This window comes from Roseovarius roseus, from assembly GCF_043355935.2.
GTDB classification, from domain to species: Bacteria; Pseudomonadota; Alphaproteobacteria; order Rhodobacterales; family Rhodobacteraceae; genus Roseovarius; species Roseovarius roseus.
Map to the genome: position 1 here is coordinate 238,313 of NZ_JBHFPE020000003.1, position 16,620 is coordinate 254,932.

The window sequence follows — 16,620 nt, forward strand, 5'->3', positions numbered from 1 at the left end:
CATGCACCTTCTCGACCTCATGGAGCCCGAAGAGACCGTTGGCAACCTCTGGCATGACATGGCCAGCGGGATCGGCGCCGGCGTCACATTCCCCGAGGCTGGTGTCACGCTGGCCTCGGTCCGGCTCAGCCTTGCAGTGCTTTTCCGCGCGCTGGGCGGGGCCGCCGGGGTCGAGTTGGCCGAGGCGCCCGCGACGCTAGCGCGCCATCGCAGACCGCTCCGACGCAAACTAGGGGCCGAGCGCGACCGCGAATGGGTCGCCCGTTTCGACGGCGAGCGCCTGACGCTGCCGCCCGTGATCGAGGCGTTTCCGCAGGCGCGACTGAACCGCGCCGCCTATTTCTGGCTGACGGCGCTGACCGCCGTCAGCGATATCAGCGCGCTGGATCTGGACTGCGACGGCCCCGCATTCGACGGCGTCCAGATCCGCGCCAATGCCGCCGCCGCCGACCGCGCCTATGCGCTTTGCCCCGGCCTGCGCGCCGCCTATGCCGAGGCCGCAGAGCTCTGCGTGCAGGCGCGGCCCGACGTCATCCTGCCCCCGCAGGAGGCGATACTGGAAACCGCGATCCGCGAACAGCTGGGCGGCCACACATGCGCACCCAGCACCGTCGCGGCCCCGCGCGGCTACATGCCGCCCGCGCCCGTGCCCATCTGGCTGCAGTTCATGGCCCCTGGCACCGGCGGCGCGGCCACCCATGACCAGGCCGAGCCTGCAGCCCCGCCGCCTGCCGCCGCGCAGACCAGCCGCAAGATGGGTCTGCGCAAGGATCAGGAGCAACAGAACCGCAAGGACAGCTTCATCATCCACCGCTTCGAATCGATCCTGTCCTGGGTCGAATCGATGAACATCAATCGCAGCATCGATGATGACGATGACGAAAACGCCCAGAAGGCGGCGGATGATCAGGACGAGATCGTCCTGTCGAAACAGGACCGTAAATCCGCGACGCGGCTGCGGCTGCATCTGGACCTGTCGCCCGCCGATGCCGACCACGAGGCGCTGGCCGGCGCGCATACCTACCCCGAATGGAACCACCGCGCCCGCAGTTACATGGAGGGCCACTGCCGCGTTCTGGACGCCCCGGTGGCGCGCGACGAGGCCCACCCCTACCGCCCGGATGCGCGCCGCATCCGCGAGGTGCGCCGTCAGTTCGACGCCCTGCGCCCGCGCCGTATCCTGCAACCCAGGCAGATCGACGGGCCCGAGCTGGATCTCGACGCCCTGCTGACCACCCGCGCCGATTTGGCGGCGACCGGCAATGGCAGCGACCGCATCTGGCAATCGGCCCGCCAGATCGAGCGCGATCTCTCCGTTGCCTTCCTGATCGATACCTCCCGCTCGACCGAGGCCGCGATCGGCGACACCTCGGTGATCGAGGTCGCGCGCGAGGCGATGTCAGCGCTCGCCGCGGGGATCGACGCGGCGGGCGACCGGTTGGGCATCTGGGGCTTTTCGTCGCTGCGGCGCGACCGGGTGTTCCTCAGCCGGTGCAAGGATTTCGATGCGCCGATGAGCGACGAGATCACCGCCAATATCGGCGCGCTGAAACCCGGCCATTACACCCGCCTCGGCGCGGCCATCCGCCACGTCTCGGCCCAGCTGGCCGAAGAGCCCAGCGCGCGCAAGCTGCTGATCGTGCTGACGGACGGCAAGCCGAACGATCTAGACCATTATGAGGGCCAATACGGCATCGAGGACAGCCACATGGCGGTGCGAGAGGCGCGCCGCGCGGGTCTCACCCTGCACGGCGTCATCATCGATGAGGATGGGCAGGACTGGTTCGCACGCATCTTCGGGCGCGGCGGATTTTCCCTTCTGCCCAGCCCCGCACGGTTGACCCGCGCCCTGCCCGACATTTATCGCCAACTCACACAGGAGACATGACATGACTCGAATCTTGATCGCCCTTTTCGCCATGCTGCCTGCGCCGCTTCTGGCCAGCAGCTTTGACCGGCCGATCCCGCAGGCGCAATCGGCCACGGCCGAACTGTGGTTCGCCGTCGCCTCGCTTGCCCTGATCGCCGCGCTGGCGCTGGTTGCGCGGCTGGTCGCCCGGCGATGAGCGGCGGCGGCTGGTCCGCGCGGCGCATCGCAATCGCCCTCTTTCCGCTGGGGGCGGGGGCGATGGCGACCAACGTGTTCTTCGCGTCGCTCATCGGCAGTTGGGTGGGGCTGCCCGTGCTGTCCGCAGGCTGGTCCATCGCGCTTGGGGCCTTGATCGGCGCGCCCGCCACTTGGGCCTTCGCCCGCCATATACGCACTCTCATGGACAAGGCCGCATCGTGAAAATCGACTTTTCCACAGACACCCCCACCGTCGACGCCGCCGATCTGGCCCGCGCGCTGGAGATGACACCCGACGAGGTCGCGCAGCTGATGCGCGCGGGGGCCATCGTGACCCAGTTCGAGACCGGCGTCGGCGAGGATGCCGGCCTCTTCCGCTTGCGGTTTCGGCATGGCGGCCTCAGCGTCCGGTTCACCTGCAATGACAAGGGCGACGTGCTCAAGACATCACGCGTCCGCGTGAAGGAGCGGCAATGACATCATCGGAACAAATGCGCCGCTGGAGCGGCCCGGCCCTTTTCACCTACGGCTTTCGGCCGTTCTTCCTCTTTGGCGCGCTCTGGGCGGCGCTGGCGATGAGCCTGTGGATTCCGATGCTCTCGGGTCTCATGCAGTTGCCGACGCATCTGGATGCCGTGTCCTGGCACGCGCATGAATTTCTCTTTGGTTATCTGGGCGCGATCCTTGCCGGCTTTCTTCTGACCGCCGTGCCCAACTGGACAGGCCGCCTGCCCGTCGTCGGCTGGCAACTGGCCGCGCTTTTTGGCCTCTGGGCGGCGGGCCGCGTGGCCATCGCCGCCTCTGCCCTGATGCCTGCCGGGATACCGGCCGCCATTGACCTGGCTTTTCCCCTCGTCCTTGGCGCGGTCATCCTGCGCGAGATCATCGCGGGCAAGAACTGGCGCAACCTGATCGTTCTCGGGCTGCTGGCTGTCTTTACGCTGGCCAACCTCGTTTTCCATATCGAGGCGGAGCGTGGCGGCTATGCTGCGCAGGGTGCCGGGCTGCGACTGGGGCTGGCAACGGCGGTGATGATGATCGGCGTGATCGGCGGGCGCATCGTGCCCTCCTTCACGCGCAACTGGCTGGTCAAACAGGGGATCGAGGCGCGCCCCGCCGCGCCGATGCAGCGGCTGGACAAGCTGGTCCTTGTCGCCAGCGTTGCCGCGCTGCTCACTTGGGTGCTGCTGCCCGAACGGATAGAGGCGGGGCTGGCCCTGATCCTCATCGGCGCGCTTCATGCCGTGCGGCTGGCGCGTTGGCAGGGCCACCGCACGCTGCGCGAGCCGCTGCTCTGGGTGCTGCACGCCACTTACGCGCTGATCCCGCTGGGCGCCGTGATGCTGGGTCTTGGTATAGTGGCAAACGTGGCCTGGACCGCCGCTGCCCAGCATATCTGGATGGCCGGTGCGATCGGGGGCATGACTCTGGCCGTGATGACGCGCGCAACACTGGGCCATACCGGTCAGCCGCTGGTCGCGGGCAAGGGCACCGTGATGATCTACGTCGCCCTGCTGGCGTCGGTCGCGGCACGGCTGGCGGTCGGCGCTTTGCCGGATCTGCCGGGGCTCACCACGCTCTCGGGCGCCTTGTGGCTGATGGCTTTCGGCGGTTTTGCCGTGGTCTATGGTCCCTGCCTGCTGAGCCACAAAAAGAAGGGCTAGGCCATGAGTTGGACCGCCTTCGCCGCCATATTCGCCGCGTTCTTCCTGACCCATTCGATCCCGGTGCGCCCCGCGGTCAAGGCCGGAATCACCCGGCAGATCGGCGCGCGCGGCTTTGGCCTGGCCTATTCGGCCCTGTCGACGGGGATGCTGGTGCTGCTGATCTGGGCGGCAGGTCAGGCGCCCTATATCCAGCTCTGGCCGCAGGCCGAGTGGCAGCGCCACGCAGTGCATCTGGGGATGCTGGCCGTCTGCCTGATCCTTGCCCTGTCGCTGGGGCGGCCCAATCCGTTTTCCTTTGGCGGGGTGCGGAATGACAGCTTTGATCCCGCGCGTCCCGGCATCGTGCGCTGGATGCGGCACCCGGTGCTGGTGGCGCTCGCGCTGTGGGCGGGGCTGCACCTGCTGCCGAATGGCGATCTGGCGCATGTCATCCTCTTTGGCGTGCTGGCCACCTTTGCCGTGGCCGGGCGCGCACTGATCGACAGGCGCAAGCGGCGGGTGATGGGCGCCGGGCGCTGGCAGGCATTGCACGACCGGGTCATGGAAGCGCCGCGCGTCCAGCCACCCCACTCCTGGCGCGGCCTCGCCCTGCGCATTGCCGCCGGGCTGGCCACCTTCGCCGCGCTGATCGCGGCGCATCCCGTCGTGATCGGCGTGCCCGCCCTCTAAGCGCCTTGGCGCCGCGCGCTATATCTGCGGCGTCGCCAGCCCTTTGCCGATAATCGGCCCGGTTGGCCGCCCGGTCGGCGAGCCGCCCAAGGGTTCAAGCGTGACCTCGTAGAGCTGCTGCGCATTCGGGTCCGGCAGATCGTCAAAGCGAAGCCGCGCGGCACCCGTCCGGTCCAGCGTGCCCAAGGACACCGGCCCCATTTCGGCCGATGGCAAGGTCCAGACCTGCAGGCTGCGATCCGCCGGCACGTCGACATCGGCCACGAAACGGACAGTCGCGGTATCATTGCCGTAATCGTCGATCACGGCCTGCGGAACGCCATCCTCATCCACCAGAACGGCGACGACGACCGGATCGGGCAGCGGGCGCAGCGCGCTGGCCCCAAGGCCTAGCGCAAGCCCACCCACCATCGCCGCGACCAGCGCGGCGGCCCGTAATCCGGGGCGCGAGGGGCTGTTGGCGGGTACCGGCGACGCTGCCGATCCTGGGCGCTCATCCATCAAGGCACTGCTCTCCTGTTCCGCCAACCTGGCGCGAACCTCATCAGTAAACCCTTCAGGCAAGCCCTGCGGCTCGGCGCTCAAATCCAGCGGCAAGAGCTGATCGCGCAGCGCGCCCACGCGGCGGGCCAGCACCGGGTCGCGCGCGATCAGCGCCTCCATTAGCGTGCCTTGCGTCTCGGTCAGCAAACCAAGGACATGTTCATCCGACAGCCCGAGGATCTCGTCCGTAAGATCGGTCATGTCAGACACTCCTTCAATGCGGTGAGGCCCCGCCGGATCAGCGACTTGATCGTGCCCAGCGGCATCTCCTGACGCGCCGCGATTTCGGCATGGCTACACCCGCCGACATGCGCCAGCAGGATGGCATGGCGGCTGGCCCCGTCGAGGCCGTGCAGGCAGTCGCGGATGCGGCTTGGACCGGCCAGGATCTCCCAATCCTCTACCGGCACCACGTTTTGCCGGGCCTCTTGAAGCGTGGCCAGATCGGCCGGTGGCAGGATGCTGAGCCGTTTGCCATCGCGCAGGATGTTGAGGCAGCGGTTGCGCAGGATCGCATAGATCCAGCCGCGGGCCGAGCCTGCCTCGGCATTGAACTGCGCGGCCTTGCGCCAGACCTGCACCATCGCATCCTGCAGCGCCTCTTCGGCCAGATCCGGGCGGCGCAGGATGCGGCGCGCCACCCCCAGAAGCTGCGCGCCCTCACTGCCCAGTATCGCGTCCACGCCGGATTGGCGGCCCGCCGCACACTCCGCCAGCGCATCTTTCAGCTGATCGGCCCGCGCCGCAGTGCTGTCATCCGTGGTCAATGCGCGCTCCTTCCATGCTGCGTGCGGCGGGCGCCGCAAGGGCGGGCGCACCAAGGCGCCCAGTCCGGCGAATGCGGTGCGTGCCTATGTCAAACGATGCATCAATCCCGCCCCTTTCAAAAGGAAAGACACACCCCGCAGCGCAGTGGATGCAAAAATTTTGATTTTTCCTGCATCCGTTTTTCCGCCCCCGGTGTCCTCAAAGGCATGGACGGCGATGAGCGCCGTGCAGTGACTGACCCTGACAAAGGAATTCATCATGCTTCGTATCGCAACCTTTTCGACCGCAGCCCTTGCCCTGACCGTATCCGCCGCCTCGGCCGCACCTGCAATTGGCCTTGTCGGGGACAAGACCCTAGTGATGTTTGACACCGAAACGCTGGAGGTATCGGGCACGGTGGATGTCTCGGGCGTGGACAGCCTTCTGGGCCTCGACCTGCGCCCGTCGAACAACACGCTGGTTGGCGTCACCCCCGACATGGCCGTGGTCAGCATCGACCCCGCCACAGGCGAGGCCACACAGATGTCCATGATGGACACGCCCCTGCCCGTTGAAGATCAGCCCGTGATTGTCGATTTCAACCCGATGGCGGACAAGCTGCGCTTCATGACCGGGACAACCAACCACCGCGTCGATGTCGATAGCGGCGCCGTCACGGTCGATGGCAGCCTCGACTGGCAGGAGGGCGACATGCATGTCGGCGAGATGCCCACCATTGCCGCCGCCGCCTATATCAACAGCTATGGAAAGCCTGAAAAGACGGCGATGTTCGACATCGACTCCACCATCGTCGCGGTGATCCAGCAGGTGTCGCCCAATGACGGCACACTCAGCGCCATCGGCAAGCTGGGCATCGACGCGCCCGAGGCAAACTACGCCTTCGACATCCAGACCAGTGCCGACATGGAAAACACCGGCTGGCTGTTGAATGGCAGCACGCTCTATACCGTCGATCTGGAAAGTGGCGCCGCCACCGAGGTCGGCATGATCAAGGGCGCGGACGGCGCAATCCGCGACATCACGATCCTGCCCGCGATGTAATCGTCACGCTTGGGCGCGGCGCACCCTTTCACGGGTTGCGCCGCGCCCTTTCGCGGTTGATCTAGCCGCACGGGCGCGATCTGATGCGCCTGCGTGAGCCATCGGCGCAACGATGCAGGAGCCCCTTGATGCGTGACCTCTTGAACCTCGTCGGGCGCATCCTGATCGCGTTTCTCTTTCTGGCCGGCGCAGTCCAGAAGGTCTCGGACCCCGCTGAGGTGCAGGCGATGATCGCGTCGATCAGCCTTCCCACTGCCCTGGTCTGGCCCACTGCGCTCTTCAATCTGGTCGCTGCGATCTGCCTTGTGACCGGGCCGCGCATTCGCCTCTGGGCCGTAGCCTTGGCGGGCTATTGCCTCTTTACCAGCTGGTTCCATTGGCAGCTGCGCGCCGATCCGTGGCAGATGACCATCATGGTCAAGAACTGGTCCATCGGCGGGGGTCTGCTCATCCTGGCCGCGCAGGGGCCGGGACGACTTCGCCTCTTTCGCTAGGTGCAAAGGGCGCACGCGTTACCTCGCCCAGATGGACAAGATCGGCATTTGCAAGAATGGTCTCATCTGTCATGTCAGGCGCGTCCCGTTTCCATTGCCGAAAGGCCGAATTCATGCCGTCCGGCCCCTATCTGCGATACGCCATTTACTGGACGCCTGCCCCCGGCCCGCTTGCCGGCTTTGGCGCCGACTGGCTGGGCTGGGACCCGGTCACCGGGTCGGAGCGCCCGCACATCGCCACGGCCGATCTGCCGATCGCGCAGATCACCGCCCGGCCCCGGAAATACGGGCTTCACGCGACGCTGAAGGCGCCCTTCCGGCTCGCAACGGATCGGACCTTCGACGGGCTGCGCAGCGCGCTTGACCGCTTTGCAGGCAGATGCGCGCCGGTGCAGCTTGAGGGGCTGAGCCTCGCCCGGCTGGGCAAATTCCTCTGCCTGCGACCCGAGGGCGACAGCTCGGCGCTGACCGCGCTGGCCGCCGATACGGTGCAGCAACTGGACAGCTTTCGCGCGCCGTTGACTGAGACCGAAATCGCGCGGCGCAGGCATGCGCACCTCTCGCCCGAGGCGGACGCGCTGATGCTGCGCTGGGGCTATCCGCATGTGATGGCGCGGTTCCGGTTTCACGTCACGCTCACCGGGCCACTGGATGACGATATGGCCGCCCGCACCAAGCGCGCGCTGGCCCCGCTGCTGGATCCCTTGTTGCCTCGCCCATTTGCGATCGACGCTCTGACCCTGATGGGTGAGAACGAAAATGGCTGGTTTCACGCGCTTCACCGCGCGCGTTTCGCAGACGCCGCCGGGTAAAACGCGACAGGCATCGCCCGGACCAATCGGGCGCTTCAGGACTGCCCGCCGCGTAGCATCAGCGCCGCCCGGATACGGGTCGCCCGGCGCAGCACGGTGGCACCCGCGCCTACCAGAACGAGCCAGAGCGCGATGGTCAGTGTGGTTCCCGACGGCACCAGTATCGTCTCGAAAATGGCCAGTATCGCGGCGCCGGTGATCAGCGCCATGCGGTGCGGTTTGGCCATCGGGCCGCCGAAATCGGGCGGGAGCCCGATCGAGGCGCCCAGCTCGCGCGTGTAGGCCGTCAGCACCGCCATGCAGGCGGCGCCCAGCCCCAGTGCAGGCTGGCCCATGCCCAGCCCCACGCCGAAGAGGATCAGGATGTCCGACACGCGATCCGGGAACTCGTTCCAGAGCGCTCCGTCCGGCGCGGCCTTGCCCGCCTCGACCGCGACCATCCCGTCGAAGAGGTTGCAGAGCAGCCGGATCTGGCAGCCAAGCGCCCCGATGATCAGCAAGATCACCGCGCCCGCCCCCACCGGCACAGCCGCCAGCGCCCAGAACGCCAGCGCCGCCACCGCCGCGGCGACCATGCTGGCCTGCGATATGCCATTGGGCGTCGCGCCCCGCGCCGCCAGCATCCGGGTGATGCGCGCGGCCCATTTCGTGTCACGGCTGCTGAGGGGGCGGCGGTTGCCGAGGTCAGGCATGTGGCGTCCTTTCGGCTGCGCGCTGGCGCAGGATATTATATGCAAAGATATAGCTGAGCGACACGGTCAACGGCACGGCAATCGTCACCCAGATCTCGGGCGTGCCGGCCAGCCCGTGCGCGGTGATCAGGATCAGCGCCGAGCATATCCCTGCGATCAGCGGCGGCGCGACATAGGCCAGAGGCCCGCGCATCCGGGGCCGCATCCAGTCGACCGACTGTTTCAGCCCCAGCGTCAGCGCGCCGGAGATGCCCCCCTGCACCAGTCCCGCCAGCAGGGCGGGTCCCGCCCCATGCGCCGCGTTGGCCCAGATCGCCCAGCCGCCCATCGCGGCAAAACCGATGGCAACATGCACCGGCGTGCTGGCGGCAAGGCGGCGCAGGCTCAATGCAGATCCCACCAAAAGCGCACGATGTGGAAAAAGATCGGCGCCGAGAAGATTACCGAATCCAGCCGGTCGATGAACCCGCCATGTCCTGCAATCAGGTGGCCCCAATCCTTGACGCCCCGGTCCCGCTTGATCGCCGACATGACCAGCCCGCCGAAAAAGCCCATCAGCGTGATGACCAGCGAAATGGCAAAGGCCTGCAGCGGCGTGAAGGGCGTGATCCAGAACAGCGCCGCGCCCAGCAGGCTGGCGCTCAGCACACCGCCCACCAACCCCTCCAAAGTCTTGGAGGGCGACAGGCGCGGCGCGATCTTGCGCCGGCCCACGAGCTTGCCCCAGACATATTGCATCACGTCGCTGAACTGCACGACGACGATCAGAAAGAAGATCAGGAAGAGGCCGCGGCCCTCATGGCCGAGGATATTGAGGCTGAGCAGTGCGGGGACGTGACTGACGCAAAAGACGGCGATCATCAACGCCCATTGCGCCTCGGAGACGCGGATCAGGAAATTGTCGGTCTGCCCGCGCAGCGCCGAGAGGATCGGCATGAATAGGAACGCGTAGACGGGAATGAAGATCGAGTAGAAGCCATACCATCCCATCCCGACCGACACATATTGCAGCGGCAAGACGACAAAGACGGCCGCCGCCAGCGCCCAGTGATCCGCCGCCTTGGTGTTGGTCAGCGTCAGGAATTCGCGCAGCGCTGCGAAGGAGCAGAGCGCAAAGAGGACGACGACCCCCGTCCGCCCCAGCGTAAAAGCCAGCGCGATTACCCCCGCCATCACCCACCACGCATTGATGCGTGCATTGAGGTTCTGAACGGTCAAATCGTCCGGCCCCACCTTGCGCTTGAGCAACTGGCCAGCGACGCTGGCCGTAATCAGGACGGCCAGCACGCAGATCAGCAGGATCAGGAAATGGGTATCCATGTCAGGCGTCCTCCTGCGGAGATAGGGCCAGCAGCGCCTCACGAGCGCGGACCAGGAACGCGCCCTTCTCCTCGCCCTCCTCCAGCCGCAATGGCGCGCCGAAGGTGACCGTGCAGATCAGCGGAATGGGCACCAGCGCACCCTTAGGCATCACGCGGTTCAAATTGGCGATCCAGACCGGGACCATATCGACCTCGGGGTTGGCCGCGGCCAGATGGTATAGCCCCGATTTGAACGGCAATAGCGGATCCTCGCCCGTGTTCCGCGTGCCCTCGGGGAAAATGATCAGGCTCTCACCGGCCTTCAGCGCATCGCCCATCTGCGCTACCGGATCGCCCTGTCGTGTCTCGGGGTTGCGGTCAATCAGCACGGCGCGAAACACCTCGCGCCCGATGAAGGCGCGCAGGCGCGAGGCGAGCCAATAGTCCGATCCGGCAACGGGCCGGGTGCGGGCGCGCATCGCGCGGGGCAGCACCGTCCAGATCAGGACGAAATCGCCGTGGCTGGCGTGGTTGGCGTAGTAGATCCGCTGCACCGGCGCGGGATCGCTGCCCGCCCAGATGCCGCGCACGGCGGTAATGGCACGGGCAAAGCCGACGATGACCACCGCGCAGATCTGGGCAAGGATGGGCATGGCGCGGCTCTCTCTGGATGGCATCGCGTTAGCCTATTCTGGCCGCAATGCAGCCGGAAAGACCGCTCACGCGGTGCCTTCCAGCGCGCGCTCGTATTCCTGGCCCGGAATCGCATCCAGCAGGGACTGCGTATACTCCGTGTCGGGATTATGCAGGACCTTGCCCGCCGGCCCCGCCTCGACGATGCGGCCCTTTTGCATGACGATGATCCGGTCGCAGATACGGGCCGCGACGCGCAGATCATGCGTGATGAATAGCATCGACAGGTCCAGCCGCGTCTTAAGATCGGCCAGAAGGTCCAGCACTTGCGCCTGGATCGACACGTCGAGCGCCGAGACAGCCTCGTCCGCGATGATGATCTTGGGGTCCAGCGCCAGCGCGCGGGCGATGCCGATCCGCTGACGCTGGCCACCCGAAAACTCGTGCGGGAAGCGGTTCATCGCCGAGGCATCGAGGCCCACAACCTCCAAGAGTTCTCGCGCGCGAGCCATCGCCTGGGCTTTGGGCGTCCCGTAGGCGATCAACCCCTCGGTCAGGATGCGGCTGACGCGGGCGCGGGGGTTGAGCGACGAGAACGGGTCCTGAAAGATCATCTGCAGCTTGCGCCGCTGATCCCGCAACTCGGCGCCCGACATATGGGCGATATCGCCACCATCCACCATCACGCGGCCGCTATCGGGATCCAGAAGGCGCACAAGGCAGCGCCCCACGGTCGATTTGCCCGAGCCGCTCTCGCCCACGATGCCGATCGTCTCGCCCGCATACAGCTGAAAGCTGACATCCTGCACGGCTTTGACGACGCGCCGCTTGCCAAAGAGCGTGCCCGATCCGGTGGAAAACGTCTTGTTCAACCCCTCGACGGTCAGGATCGGGTCGCGCGTCTGCTCCTCGGCTTCAGCCCGCTGGGTCAGGCGCGGGATCGCGTCGATCAGGGCGCGGGTATAGGGATGCTGCGGCTTGAGCAAAACCTCATCGGCGGTGCCCGCCTCGACGATCTTGCCGGTCTGCATGACGATCACCCGGTCGGCGATGTCGGCGACGACGCCGAAATCATGGGTAATGAATATCACCGCCATGCCGCGCGATTTACGCAGATCCTCGATCAGTTGCAGGATCTGCGCCTGCGTCGTCACGTCAAGGGCCGTGGTAGGCTCGTCCGCGATCAGGATATCGGGCTCCAGAGCCAAGGCCATCGCGATCATCACGCGCTGGCGTTGCCCCCCCGATAGCTGGAATGGATAGGCGCGGATGGCGGCCTCGGGGTCGGGGATGCCGACCTCGCCCAGCAGCTCCAGCGCGCGGGCCTTGCGCTCGGGGCCGGTCAGCGCGCCATGCGCCTCGAACACCTCGGCAATCTGCGCACCGACTCGCATCAGCGGATTGAGTGCACTCAACGGCTCCTGAAAGATCATCGAGATGCGGCCGCCGCGCAGCTTCAGCATTTCCTTCTCGGAAAGGCCCAGGATCTCGCGCCCGTCAAAGGTGATCGTGCCGCCCGCAGGCTCGACCCCTTGGGGCAGAAGGCCCATGACGGCATTGGCCGACATGGACTTGCCCGAGCCCGACTCGCCCACGATGCAGAGAATCTCGCCCGGGGCGAGGTCGAAATTGATGTCCTGCGCCGCATACATCCGGTCGGCCCCGACGGGCAGCGCGATGGCAAGGTCTCGGATCTGCAAAAGGCTCATTCGGATTTCCTCGTCAGGCGCGGGTTGAGCGCGTCATTCAGGCCTTCGCCGATCAGGTTCAGCGCCAGTACGGTCAGAAGGATCGCCATGCCCGGCAGGAAGGACAGCCACCAAGCGGTGCGGATGACGGTGCGCGCGGCCCCGATCATATAGCCCCAGGACATGATGTTGGGATCGCCAAGGCCAAGAAAGGACAGCGAGCTCTCCAGCAGGATCGCCTGCGCCACCATCAGCGAGGCCAGCACGATGATGGGCGGCAGTGCGTTGGGCAGCACATGGCGCAGGATGATCTGCGTATTGCCCAGCCCCGAGAGCGTCGCCGCCTCGACGAATTCGCGCGTGCGAAGGCTTAGGACTTCGCCGCGCACAAGGCGCGCCACCGGCGGCCAGGAAACGATCGCGATGGCGATGATCACGAAAGTCAGGCTGGGCTGAAAGATCGCCAGCAGGACGATGGCCAGAGCAAAGCTGGGGATCGTCTGAAAGAACTCGGTAAAGCGCATCAGCGCATCATCCGTGCGTCCGGCAAAATACCCGGCCAGCGCGCCCACCGGCACGCCGATGGCCAGCGCCACGATGGTCGACACAAGGCCCACCAGCAAGCTGACATAAGCGCCATGCGCGAGACCAGACAGGACGTCGCGCCCCAGCGCGTCCGTGCCCAGCAACAGGCCGTCCTGCGTAAAGGGCGGCAGGAACGGGCGCTGCACCATTTTCCACGGGCTTTGCGGGAAAAGGATGGGCGCAAGGATGGCTGCCAGAATAACAAGAGCCAGAATGACAAGGCCGATCACGGCCCCGCGGTTATAGCAGAAGCGTTTCCAGAAATCCCTCATGACGTCAGCCTTATGCGCGGGTCGATGATCACGTAGACGACGTCGGTGATCAGGTTGAACAGCAGCACCATCGCGGCCGAGATGTAAAAGACGCCGAGGATCACGTTGTAATCGCGCTGGTTGATCGCCTCGAACATCAGCCGCCCGATACCGGGCCAGGCAAAGACCGTCTCGGTCAGGATCGCCCCGCCGAAGATCTGCCCCGCCTGCAAGCCTGCCAGAGTAATGACCGGCAGAAGGGCATTGCGCAGGATATGGCGGCGCTGGATCACGCTGCGCTTCAGGCCCTTGGCGCGGGCGGTTTTCACGAAATCGAGCCGGCTGACCTCAAGCATCGAGGCGCGCGTCATCCGCATGTAGATCGCCATGAAGAAAAGACCGAGCGTCGAGGCGGGCAGCACCAGATGCTTGGCCACGTCCAGAACATGCGCCATGCCCGTATAGCCCGCACCGATGGTCGAATAGCCAAAGCCGGGCAGCCAGCCCAGCCAAACGGAAAAAACGAGCGCGGCCATCAGCGCCACCCAGAAAAGCGGCGTCGCGTAAAAGAGCAGCGCGAGCGTCGAGATCACCGTATCACCCCAGCTGCCCTGACGGGCCGAGGCGGCCACACCGGCGATGACGCCGAGCACCAGCGACAGCACAAAGGCCACGCCGGTCAAAAGAAGAGTCGCAGGCAGGCGGTCGCCGATCAGTTCGGCCACTGGCATCTGCTGGCGGAAGGAATAGCCAAGGTCCAGCTGGACCGCGCCCTTGAGGTAGATCCAGAGCTGAACATAAAGCGGCTGATCGAGGCCAAAGCGCGTGCGCAGATCGGCGAGGAATTTCTCGTCGGCAGCGCCCGCCTCACCGGCCATGACGGCGGCGGGATCGCCCGGCGCGGCATGGATCAGGAAGAAGTTGAAGATCAGGATGGCCAGCAGGATGAACACCGCCTTGACCAACCTGCCCAGAATGAAACGTGTCACGCTGTCCGCCCTGTTGTTTGTCGTGTTTTTGGGTGGGTCCGGGACGCATCGGCGCCCCGGACCATAAGGCAGATGCCCTTACTCTTTGGCGATCCAGGTATCGCGGAAGCCATCATTTACGCCCAGCGCGGTGCTGACCGGATTCTTGATGTTGCAGCGATAGATGGTCGGAAAGCCCAGTTCGAGCAGCCAGATGTTCGGCACCTCTGAGACGATCTGATCCTGAATCTTCTTGTACGCGGCTTTGCGGTCCTCGGGATTGGCCATCAGGGCCGCCTCGTTGAACATCTTGTCCGTTTCGGGATTCTGGTAGTTCGAAACGTTGTTCCAGGGGGAGCCAGGCTCGGCATTGTTGCCAAGATAGCTCCGCGACACGCCCAGGGCCGGATCGCCGTACTGGTAGAGATAGGTGAAGGCCAGATCGAAGTCGCGATCGCTGATCTTCTGGTTCCAGCCCGCCACGTCCGCAGGGACCAGCTCGGCATTCATGCCGATCTCGGCCAGGTTCTGCTTGACCGCTTCGGCCCAGCGCGTCCAGGTCTCGCCATAAGGCAGGCCGAGGATGCGGATGGTCTCACCGTCATAGCTCGAGTCGGCCAAGAGTTGCTTGGCCTTTTCGGGATCGTAGGTGATGTCCGGCGTGTCACCGTCATAAAAGCGTGTCGACGAGGACAGCGGGCCGGTGGCAACCTTGCCCAGATCGTTCCACAGCGCCGATTTGGCGAATTCACGGTCGACAGCATGCATGATCGCCTTGCGGACATTCAGATCGTCCAGCGGGGCGTTGTTCATGTTGACCCACATCCACGCCAGCGGACCGAAGAATTCCCAGCCCTTGTCGGTGATGCAGGTGTTTTCCATATCGCGGATGCGCGGCACTTCGAAATTCTCGATCGAGCCGCCGGGCAGAACGTCAACCTTGCCGGTTTCATAGGCCACGGCGCGCGAGGCTGCATCGGGGATCACATGGTAATAGACCTCGTCGAGATAGGGCTTGCCCTCCATGTAATAGTCTTCGTTCTTGACCAGGTGGATGTAGCTGCCCTTGACCCATTCGTCGAACTTGAAAGGGCCGGTGCCGATGGGCGTGTTGTTCGCCTCGTTGGTGGCGAAATCGGTGCCTTCATAGATATGCTTGGGGATCATCGGCGTCGTGCCCGGCTCGAAAAGGCCGATGAAGGGGCCGAAGGGGTTCTTCAGCTTGAAGACGACGGTGTGATCGTCGGGCGTCTCGATGCTGTCCACATGGACCAGTGACGAGCGCAGGCGCGCATGCGTCTCGCGCAGGAAGACGTCGATCGAGAATTTCACATCCTCGGAGGTGAAGGGCTCGCCATCGTGGAAAACAACGCCCTGACGCAGGTTGAACGTATAGGTCAGTCCGTCATCCGAGATATCCCACGACTCGGCCAGCTGGCCTTCGGGCTGCAACTCGTGATCGTAGCGCAGCAGGCTCTCATAGATGTCACCCGCCACCATCTGGGTGGGACCGTTCTGAATGAGGCCAATCATCAGTCCGGGCGGTTCGGGCTGGATCACCACGTTCAGCGTGCCGCCCGGCTGCGGCTCGCCATCCTGCGCGGCCAGCGGGCCGGCCAGCGCCAGCGCCACTGCGGCAGCAGCGAATTTCAAAGATCTTAGCATGTCGTTCCCCGTTGATTGTTATCGTTTCTATGACATCAGATTAACCAAATGAGCAGGTATTTCCACCCGTCATCTGGAAGGCTCCGATCCTGGCCCGAACTCTTCGCCGAAAGAGGCGATGTAACGTGTGATGCCCTCGCGCCCCTCGGCGATGTCGGCGCGAATCTCTGCCCGCGCCGTATCCGAATCGCCTGCCTCGAAGGCCGCGATGACGCCGTGGTGACGCTGGACCATGTCCTGCTTGGCCCCGTCGTAATAGCCGGCGATCAGCGGCCCCATGCGCAGCCATAGCCGCGTCAGGATATCCAGCAACATGGGCATGCGCGCCACCTCGGCCAGCGCGAAGTGGAACTGCTGGTTCAACTCGGCGGCGCGTGTCCAGCGGGCCGCGGCGATGGCCTCCTCGTTGCGGGCGATGATGCGGCGCAGACTGGCGATATCCTGGGAGGTGGCAACGCGCGCGGCCTCGGCGGCGGCCATCCCTTCCAACTCGGTGCGCAGGGCCGCAATCTCCTGATACTGGGCCATCGTCGGCACCGGCACGCGCACATCGCGCAGCGATCGCTGCTCCAGCGCCTTGTCCTGCAAAAGGCGCTGCACCGCGTCGCGCACAGGGGTCGAGCTGGTCCCCAGCGCCGCGGCCAGACCGCGAATCGTGACCTTTTGATTCGGCCGCAGCTTGCCACGAACAAGGTCCTGACTGACCCTGTCATAGATGGCGCTGCCAAGCGATTCTTTGCTGAGTTCTTTCATCCGCACCCCTGATTTTGATGCAT

Annotated in this window: 20 protein-coding genes; 9 read left to right on the forward strand and 11 right to left on the reverse strand. The window is 65.4% G+C overall.

Going from position 1 to position 16,620, the window contains the following annotated elements:
* The first annotated feature begins 1 nt into the window (after position 1).
* The 6 genes from ACEWPL_RS07440 to ACEWPL_RS07465 are packed head-to-tail and all read left to right on the forward strand — an operon-like array spanning position 2 to position 4,403.
* Positions 2-1,888, forward strand: coding sequence for a nitric oxide reductase activation protein NorD (locus ACEWPL_RS07440; RefSeq protein ID WP_393933027.1), 1,887 nt, complete (start codon positions 2-4; stop codon positions 1,886-1,888).
* A gap of 1 nt (position 1,889) precedes the next feature.
* Positions 1,890-2,066: a protein NnrT gene (locus tag ACEWPL_RS07445; protein WP_393933029.1), complete on the forward strand. Its 177-nt coding sequence runs from the start codon at positions 1,890-1,892 to the stop codon at positions 2,064-2,066.
* The gene (locus ACEWPL_RS07450) at positions 2,063-2,290 is read left to right on the forward strand and encodes an NnrT protein (protein WP_393933031.1); all 228 of its coding nucleotides are present in this window, start codon (positions 2,063-2,065) and stop codon (positions 2,288-2,290) included. Before ACEWPL_RS07445 ends, ACEWPL_RS07450 begins: the two co-directional genes overlap by 4 nt.
* Entirely contained in the window at positions 2,287-2,544 is a 258-nt protein-coding gene (locus tag ACEWPL_RS07455; RefSeq protein ID WP_393933033.1) for a DUF6522 family protein, read from the forward strand. The genes ACEWPL_RS07450 and ACEWPL_RS07455 overlap by 4 nt, the downstream gene beginning before the upstream one ends.
* Entirely contained in the window at positions 2,541-3,731 is a 1,191-nt protein-coding gene (locus tag ACEWPL_RS07460; RefSeq protein ID WP_393933035.1) for an NnrS family protein, read from the forward strand. Before ACEWPL_RS07455 ends, ACEWPL_RS07460 begins: the two co-directional genes overlap by 4 nt.
* 3 nt (positions 3,732-3,734) lie before the next feature.
* Positions 3,735-4,403: an NnrU family protein gene (locus tag ACEWPL_RS07465; RefSeq protein WP_393933037.1), complete on the forward strand. Its 669-nt coding sequence runs from the start codon at positions 3,735-3,737 to the stop codon at positions 4,401-4,403.
* A gap of 18 nt (positions 4,404-4,421) precedes the next feature.
* Here the strand turns inward: ACEWPL_RS07465 and ACEWPL_RS07470 are convergent, their stop codons facing one another.
* Positions 4,422-5,147 (reverse strand): anti-sigma factor, encoded by a 726-nt coding sequence (locus ACEWPL_RS07470; protein ID WP_393933039.1) that lies wholly within the window; start codon positions 5,145-5,147, stop codon positions 4,422-4,424.
* On the reverse strand, positions 5,144-5,713 hold the full coding sequence (locus tag ACEWPL_RS07475; RefSeq protein WP_393933041.1) for a sigma-70 family RNA polymerase sigma factor: 570 nt from the start codon (positions 5,711-5,713) through the stop codon (positions 5,144-5,146). Before ACEWPL_RS07475 ends, ACEWPL_RS07470 begins: the two co-directional genes overlap by 4 nt.
* Before the next feature lie 259 nt (positions 5,714-5,972).
* Here ACEWPL_RS07475 and ACEWPL_RS07480 point away from each other — a divergent pair, with 259 nt between their 5' ends.
* From ACEWPL_RS07480 to ACEWPL_RS07490, 3 genes are all read left to right on the forward strand, one after another.
* On the forward strand, positions 5,973-6,755 hold the full coding sequence (locus ACEWPL_RS07480; RefSeq protein ID WP_393933043.1) for a DUF4394 domain-containing protein: 783 nt from the start codon (positions 5,973-5,975) through the stop codon (positions 6,753-6,755).
* Between the two features lie 128 nt (positions 6,756-6,883).
* Positions 6,884-7,249, forward strand: a complete 366-nt coding sequence (locus ACEWPL_RS07485) for a DoxX family protein (RefSeq protein ID WP_393933045.1) — start codon at positions 6,884-6,886, stop codon at positions 7,247-7,249.
* Between the two features lie 113 nt (positions 7,250-7,362).
* Entirely contained in the window at positions 7,363-8,061 is a 699-nt protein-coding gene (locus ACEWPL_RS07490; RefSeq protein ID WP_393933047.1) for a DUF1045 domain-containing protein, read from the forward strand.
* Positions 8,062-8,096: 35 nt separating this feature from the next.
* Here ACEWPL_RS07490 and ACEWPL_RS07495 read toward each other — a convergent pair whose 3' ends face one another.
* The 9 genes from ACEWPL_RS07495 to ACEWPL_RS07535 form a co-directional block, all read right to left on the reverse strand.
* Complete coding sequence (locus tag ACEWPL_RS07495; protein ID WP_393933049.1) at positions 8,097-8,753, reverse strand: CDP-alcohol phosphatidyltransferase family protein; 657 nt, start codon at positions 8,751-8,753, stop codon at positions 8,097-8,099.
* The gene (locus tag ACEWPL_RS07500; protein WP_393933051.1) at positions 8,746-9,141 is read right to left on the reverse strand and encodes a hypothetical protein; all 396 of its coding nucleotides are present in this window, start codon (positions 9,139-9,141) and stop codon (positions 8,746-8,748) included. Before ACEWPL_RS07500 ends, ACEWPL_RS07495 begins: the two co-directional genes overlap by 8 nt.
* Positions 9,138-10,073 carry a phosphatidate cytidylyltransferase gene (locus tag ACEWPL_RS07505; protein ID WP_393933053.1) on the reverse strand — a complete coding sequence of 312 codons (936 nt, stop codon included), beginning with the start codon at positions 10,071-10,073 and terminating at the stop codon, positions 9,138-9,140. The genes ACEWPL_RS07500 and ACEWPL_RS07505 overlap by 4 nt, the downstream gene beginning before the upstream one ends.
* A gap of 1 nt (position 10,074) precedes the next feature.
* A complete protein-coding gene (locus ACEWPL_RS07510; RefSeq protein ID WP_476454018.1) occupies positions 10,075-10,707 on the reverse strand; it encodes a 1-acyl-sn-glycerol-3-phosphate acyltransferase in 633 nt (210 codons plus the stop codon).
* Positions 10,708-10,773: 66 nt separating this feature from the next.
* Positions 10,774-12,396, reverse strand: a complete 1,623-nt coding sequence (locus tag ACEWPL_RS07515; protein WP_393933055.1) for an ABC transporter ATP-binding protein — start codon at positions 12,394-12,396, stop codon at positions 10,774-10,776.
* The gene (locus tag ACEWPL_RS07520) at positions 12,393-13,232 is read right to left on the reverse strand and encodes an ABC transporter permease (RefSeq protein ID WP_393933057.1); all 840 of its coding nucleotides are present in this window, start codon (positions 13,230-13,232) and stop codon (positions 12,393-12,395) included. Before ACEWPL_RS07520 ends, ACEWPL_RS07515 begins: the two co-directional genes overlap by 4 nt.
* Complete coding sequence (locus tag ACEWPL_RS07525; RefSeq protein ID WP_393933059.1) at positions 13,229-14,200, reverse strand: ABC transporter permease; 972 nt, start codon at positions 14,198-14,200, stop codon at positions 13,229-13,231. The genes ACEWPL_RS07520 and ACEWPL_RS07525 overlap by 4 nt, the downstream gene beginning before the upstream one ends.
* Before the next feature lie 78 nt (positions 14,201-14,278).
* The gene (locus tag ACEWPL_RS07530; RefSeq protein WP_393933061.1) at positions 14,279-15,844 is read right to left on the reverse strand and encodes an ABC transporter substrate-binding protein; all 1,566 of its coding nucleotides are present in this window, start codon (positions 15,842-15,844) and stop codon (positions 14,279-14,281) included.
* A 69-nt stretch (positions 15,845-15,913) separates the two neighbouring features.
* Complete coding sequence (locus ACEWPL_RS07535) at positions 15,914-16,597, reverse strand: GntR family transcriptional regulator (protein ID WP_393933063.1); 684 nt, start codon at positions 16,595-16,597, stop codon at positions 15,914-15,916.
* Positions 16,598-16,620 lie beyond the last annotated feature (23 nt).

What these genes read in the sequence shown, in the direction of transcription:
- ACEWPL_RS07440 (WP_393933027.1), top strand. Translation starts at nt 2, where the DNA reads ATGCACCTTCTCGACCTCATGGAGCCCGAAGAGACCGTTGGCAACCTC.
- ACEWPL_RS07445 (WP_393933029.1), top strand. Translation starts at nt 1,890, where the DNA reads ATGACTCGAATCTTGATCGCCCTTTTCGCCATGCTGCCTGCGCCGCTT.
- ACEWPL_RS07450 (WP_393933031.1), top strand. Translation starts at nt 2,063, where the DNA reads ATGAGCGGCGGCGGCTGGTCCGCGCGGCGCATCGCAATCGCCCTCTTT.
- ACEWPL_RS07460 (WP_393933035.1), top strand. Translation starts at nt 2,541, where the DNA reads ATGACATCATCGGAACAAATGCGCCGCTGGAGCGGCCCGGCCCTTTTC.
- ACEWPL_RS07465 (WP_393933037.1), top strand. Translation starts at nt 3,735, where the DNA reads ATGAGTTGGACCGCCTTCGCCGCCATATTCGCCGCGTTCTTCCTGACC.
- ACEWPL_RS07470 (WP_393933039.1), bottom strand. Translation starts at nt 5,147, where the DNA reads ATGACCGATCTTACGGACGAGATCCTCGGGCTGTCGGATGAACATGTC.
- ACEWPL_RS07480 (WP_393933043.1), top strand. Translation starts at nt 5,973, where the DNA reads ATGCTTCGTATCGCAACCTTTTCGACCGCAGCCCTTGCCCTGACCGTA.
- ACEWPL_RS07485 (WP_393933045.1), top strand. Translation starts at nt 6,884, where the DNA reads ATGCGTGACCTCTTGAACCTCGTCGGGCGCATCCTGATCGCGTTTCTC.
- ACEWPL_RS07490 (WP_393933047.1), top strand. Translation starts at nt 7,363, where the DNA reads ATGCCGTCCGGCCCCTATCTGCGATACGCCATTTACTGGACGCCTGCC.
- ACEWPL_RS07495 (WP_393933049.1), bottom strand. Translation starts at nt 8,753, where the DNA reads ATGCCTGACCTCGGCAACCGCCGCCCCCTCAGCAGCCGTGACACGAAA.
- ACEWPL_RS07505 (WP_393933053.1), bottom strand. Translation starts at nt 10,073, where the DNA reads ATGGATACCCATTTCCTGATCCTGCTGATCTGCGTGCTGGCCGTCCTG.
- ACEWPL_RS07510 (WP_476454018.1), bottom strand. Translation starts at nt 10,707, where the DNA reads ATGCCCATCCTTGCCCAGATCTGCGCGGTGGTCATCGTCGGCTTTGCC.
- ACEWPL_RS07515 (WP_393933055.1), bottom strand. Translation starts at nt 12,396, where the DNA reads ATGAGCCTTTTGCAGATCCGAGACCTTGCCATCGCGCTGCCCGTCGGG.
- ACEWPL_RS07520 (WP_393933057.1), bottom strand. Translation starts at nt 13,232, where the DNA reads ATGAGGGATTTCTGGAAACGCTTCTGCTATAACCGCGGGGCCGTGATC.
- ACEWPL_RS07530 (WP_393933061.1), bottom strand. Translation starts at nt 15,844, where the DNA reads ATGCTAAGATCTTTGAAATTCGCTGCTGCCGCAGTGGCGCTGGCGCTG.
- ACEWPL_RS07535 (WP_393933063.1), bottom strand. Translation starts at nt 16,597, where the DNA reads ATGAAAGAACTCAGCAAAGAATCGCTTGGCAGCGCCATCTATGACAGG.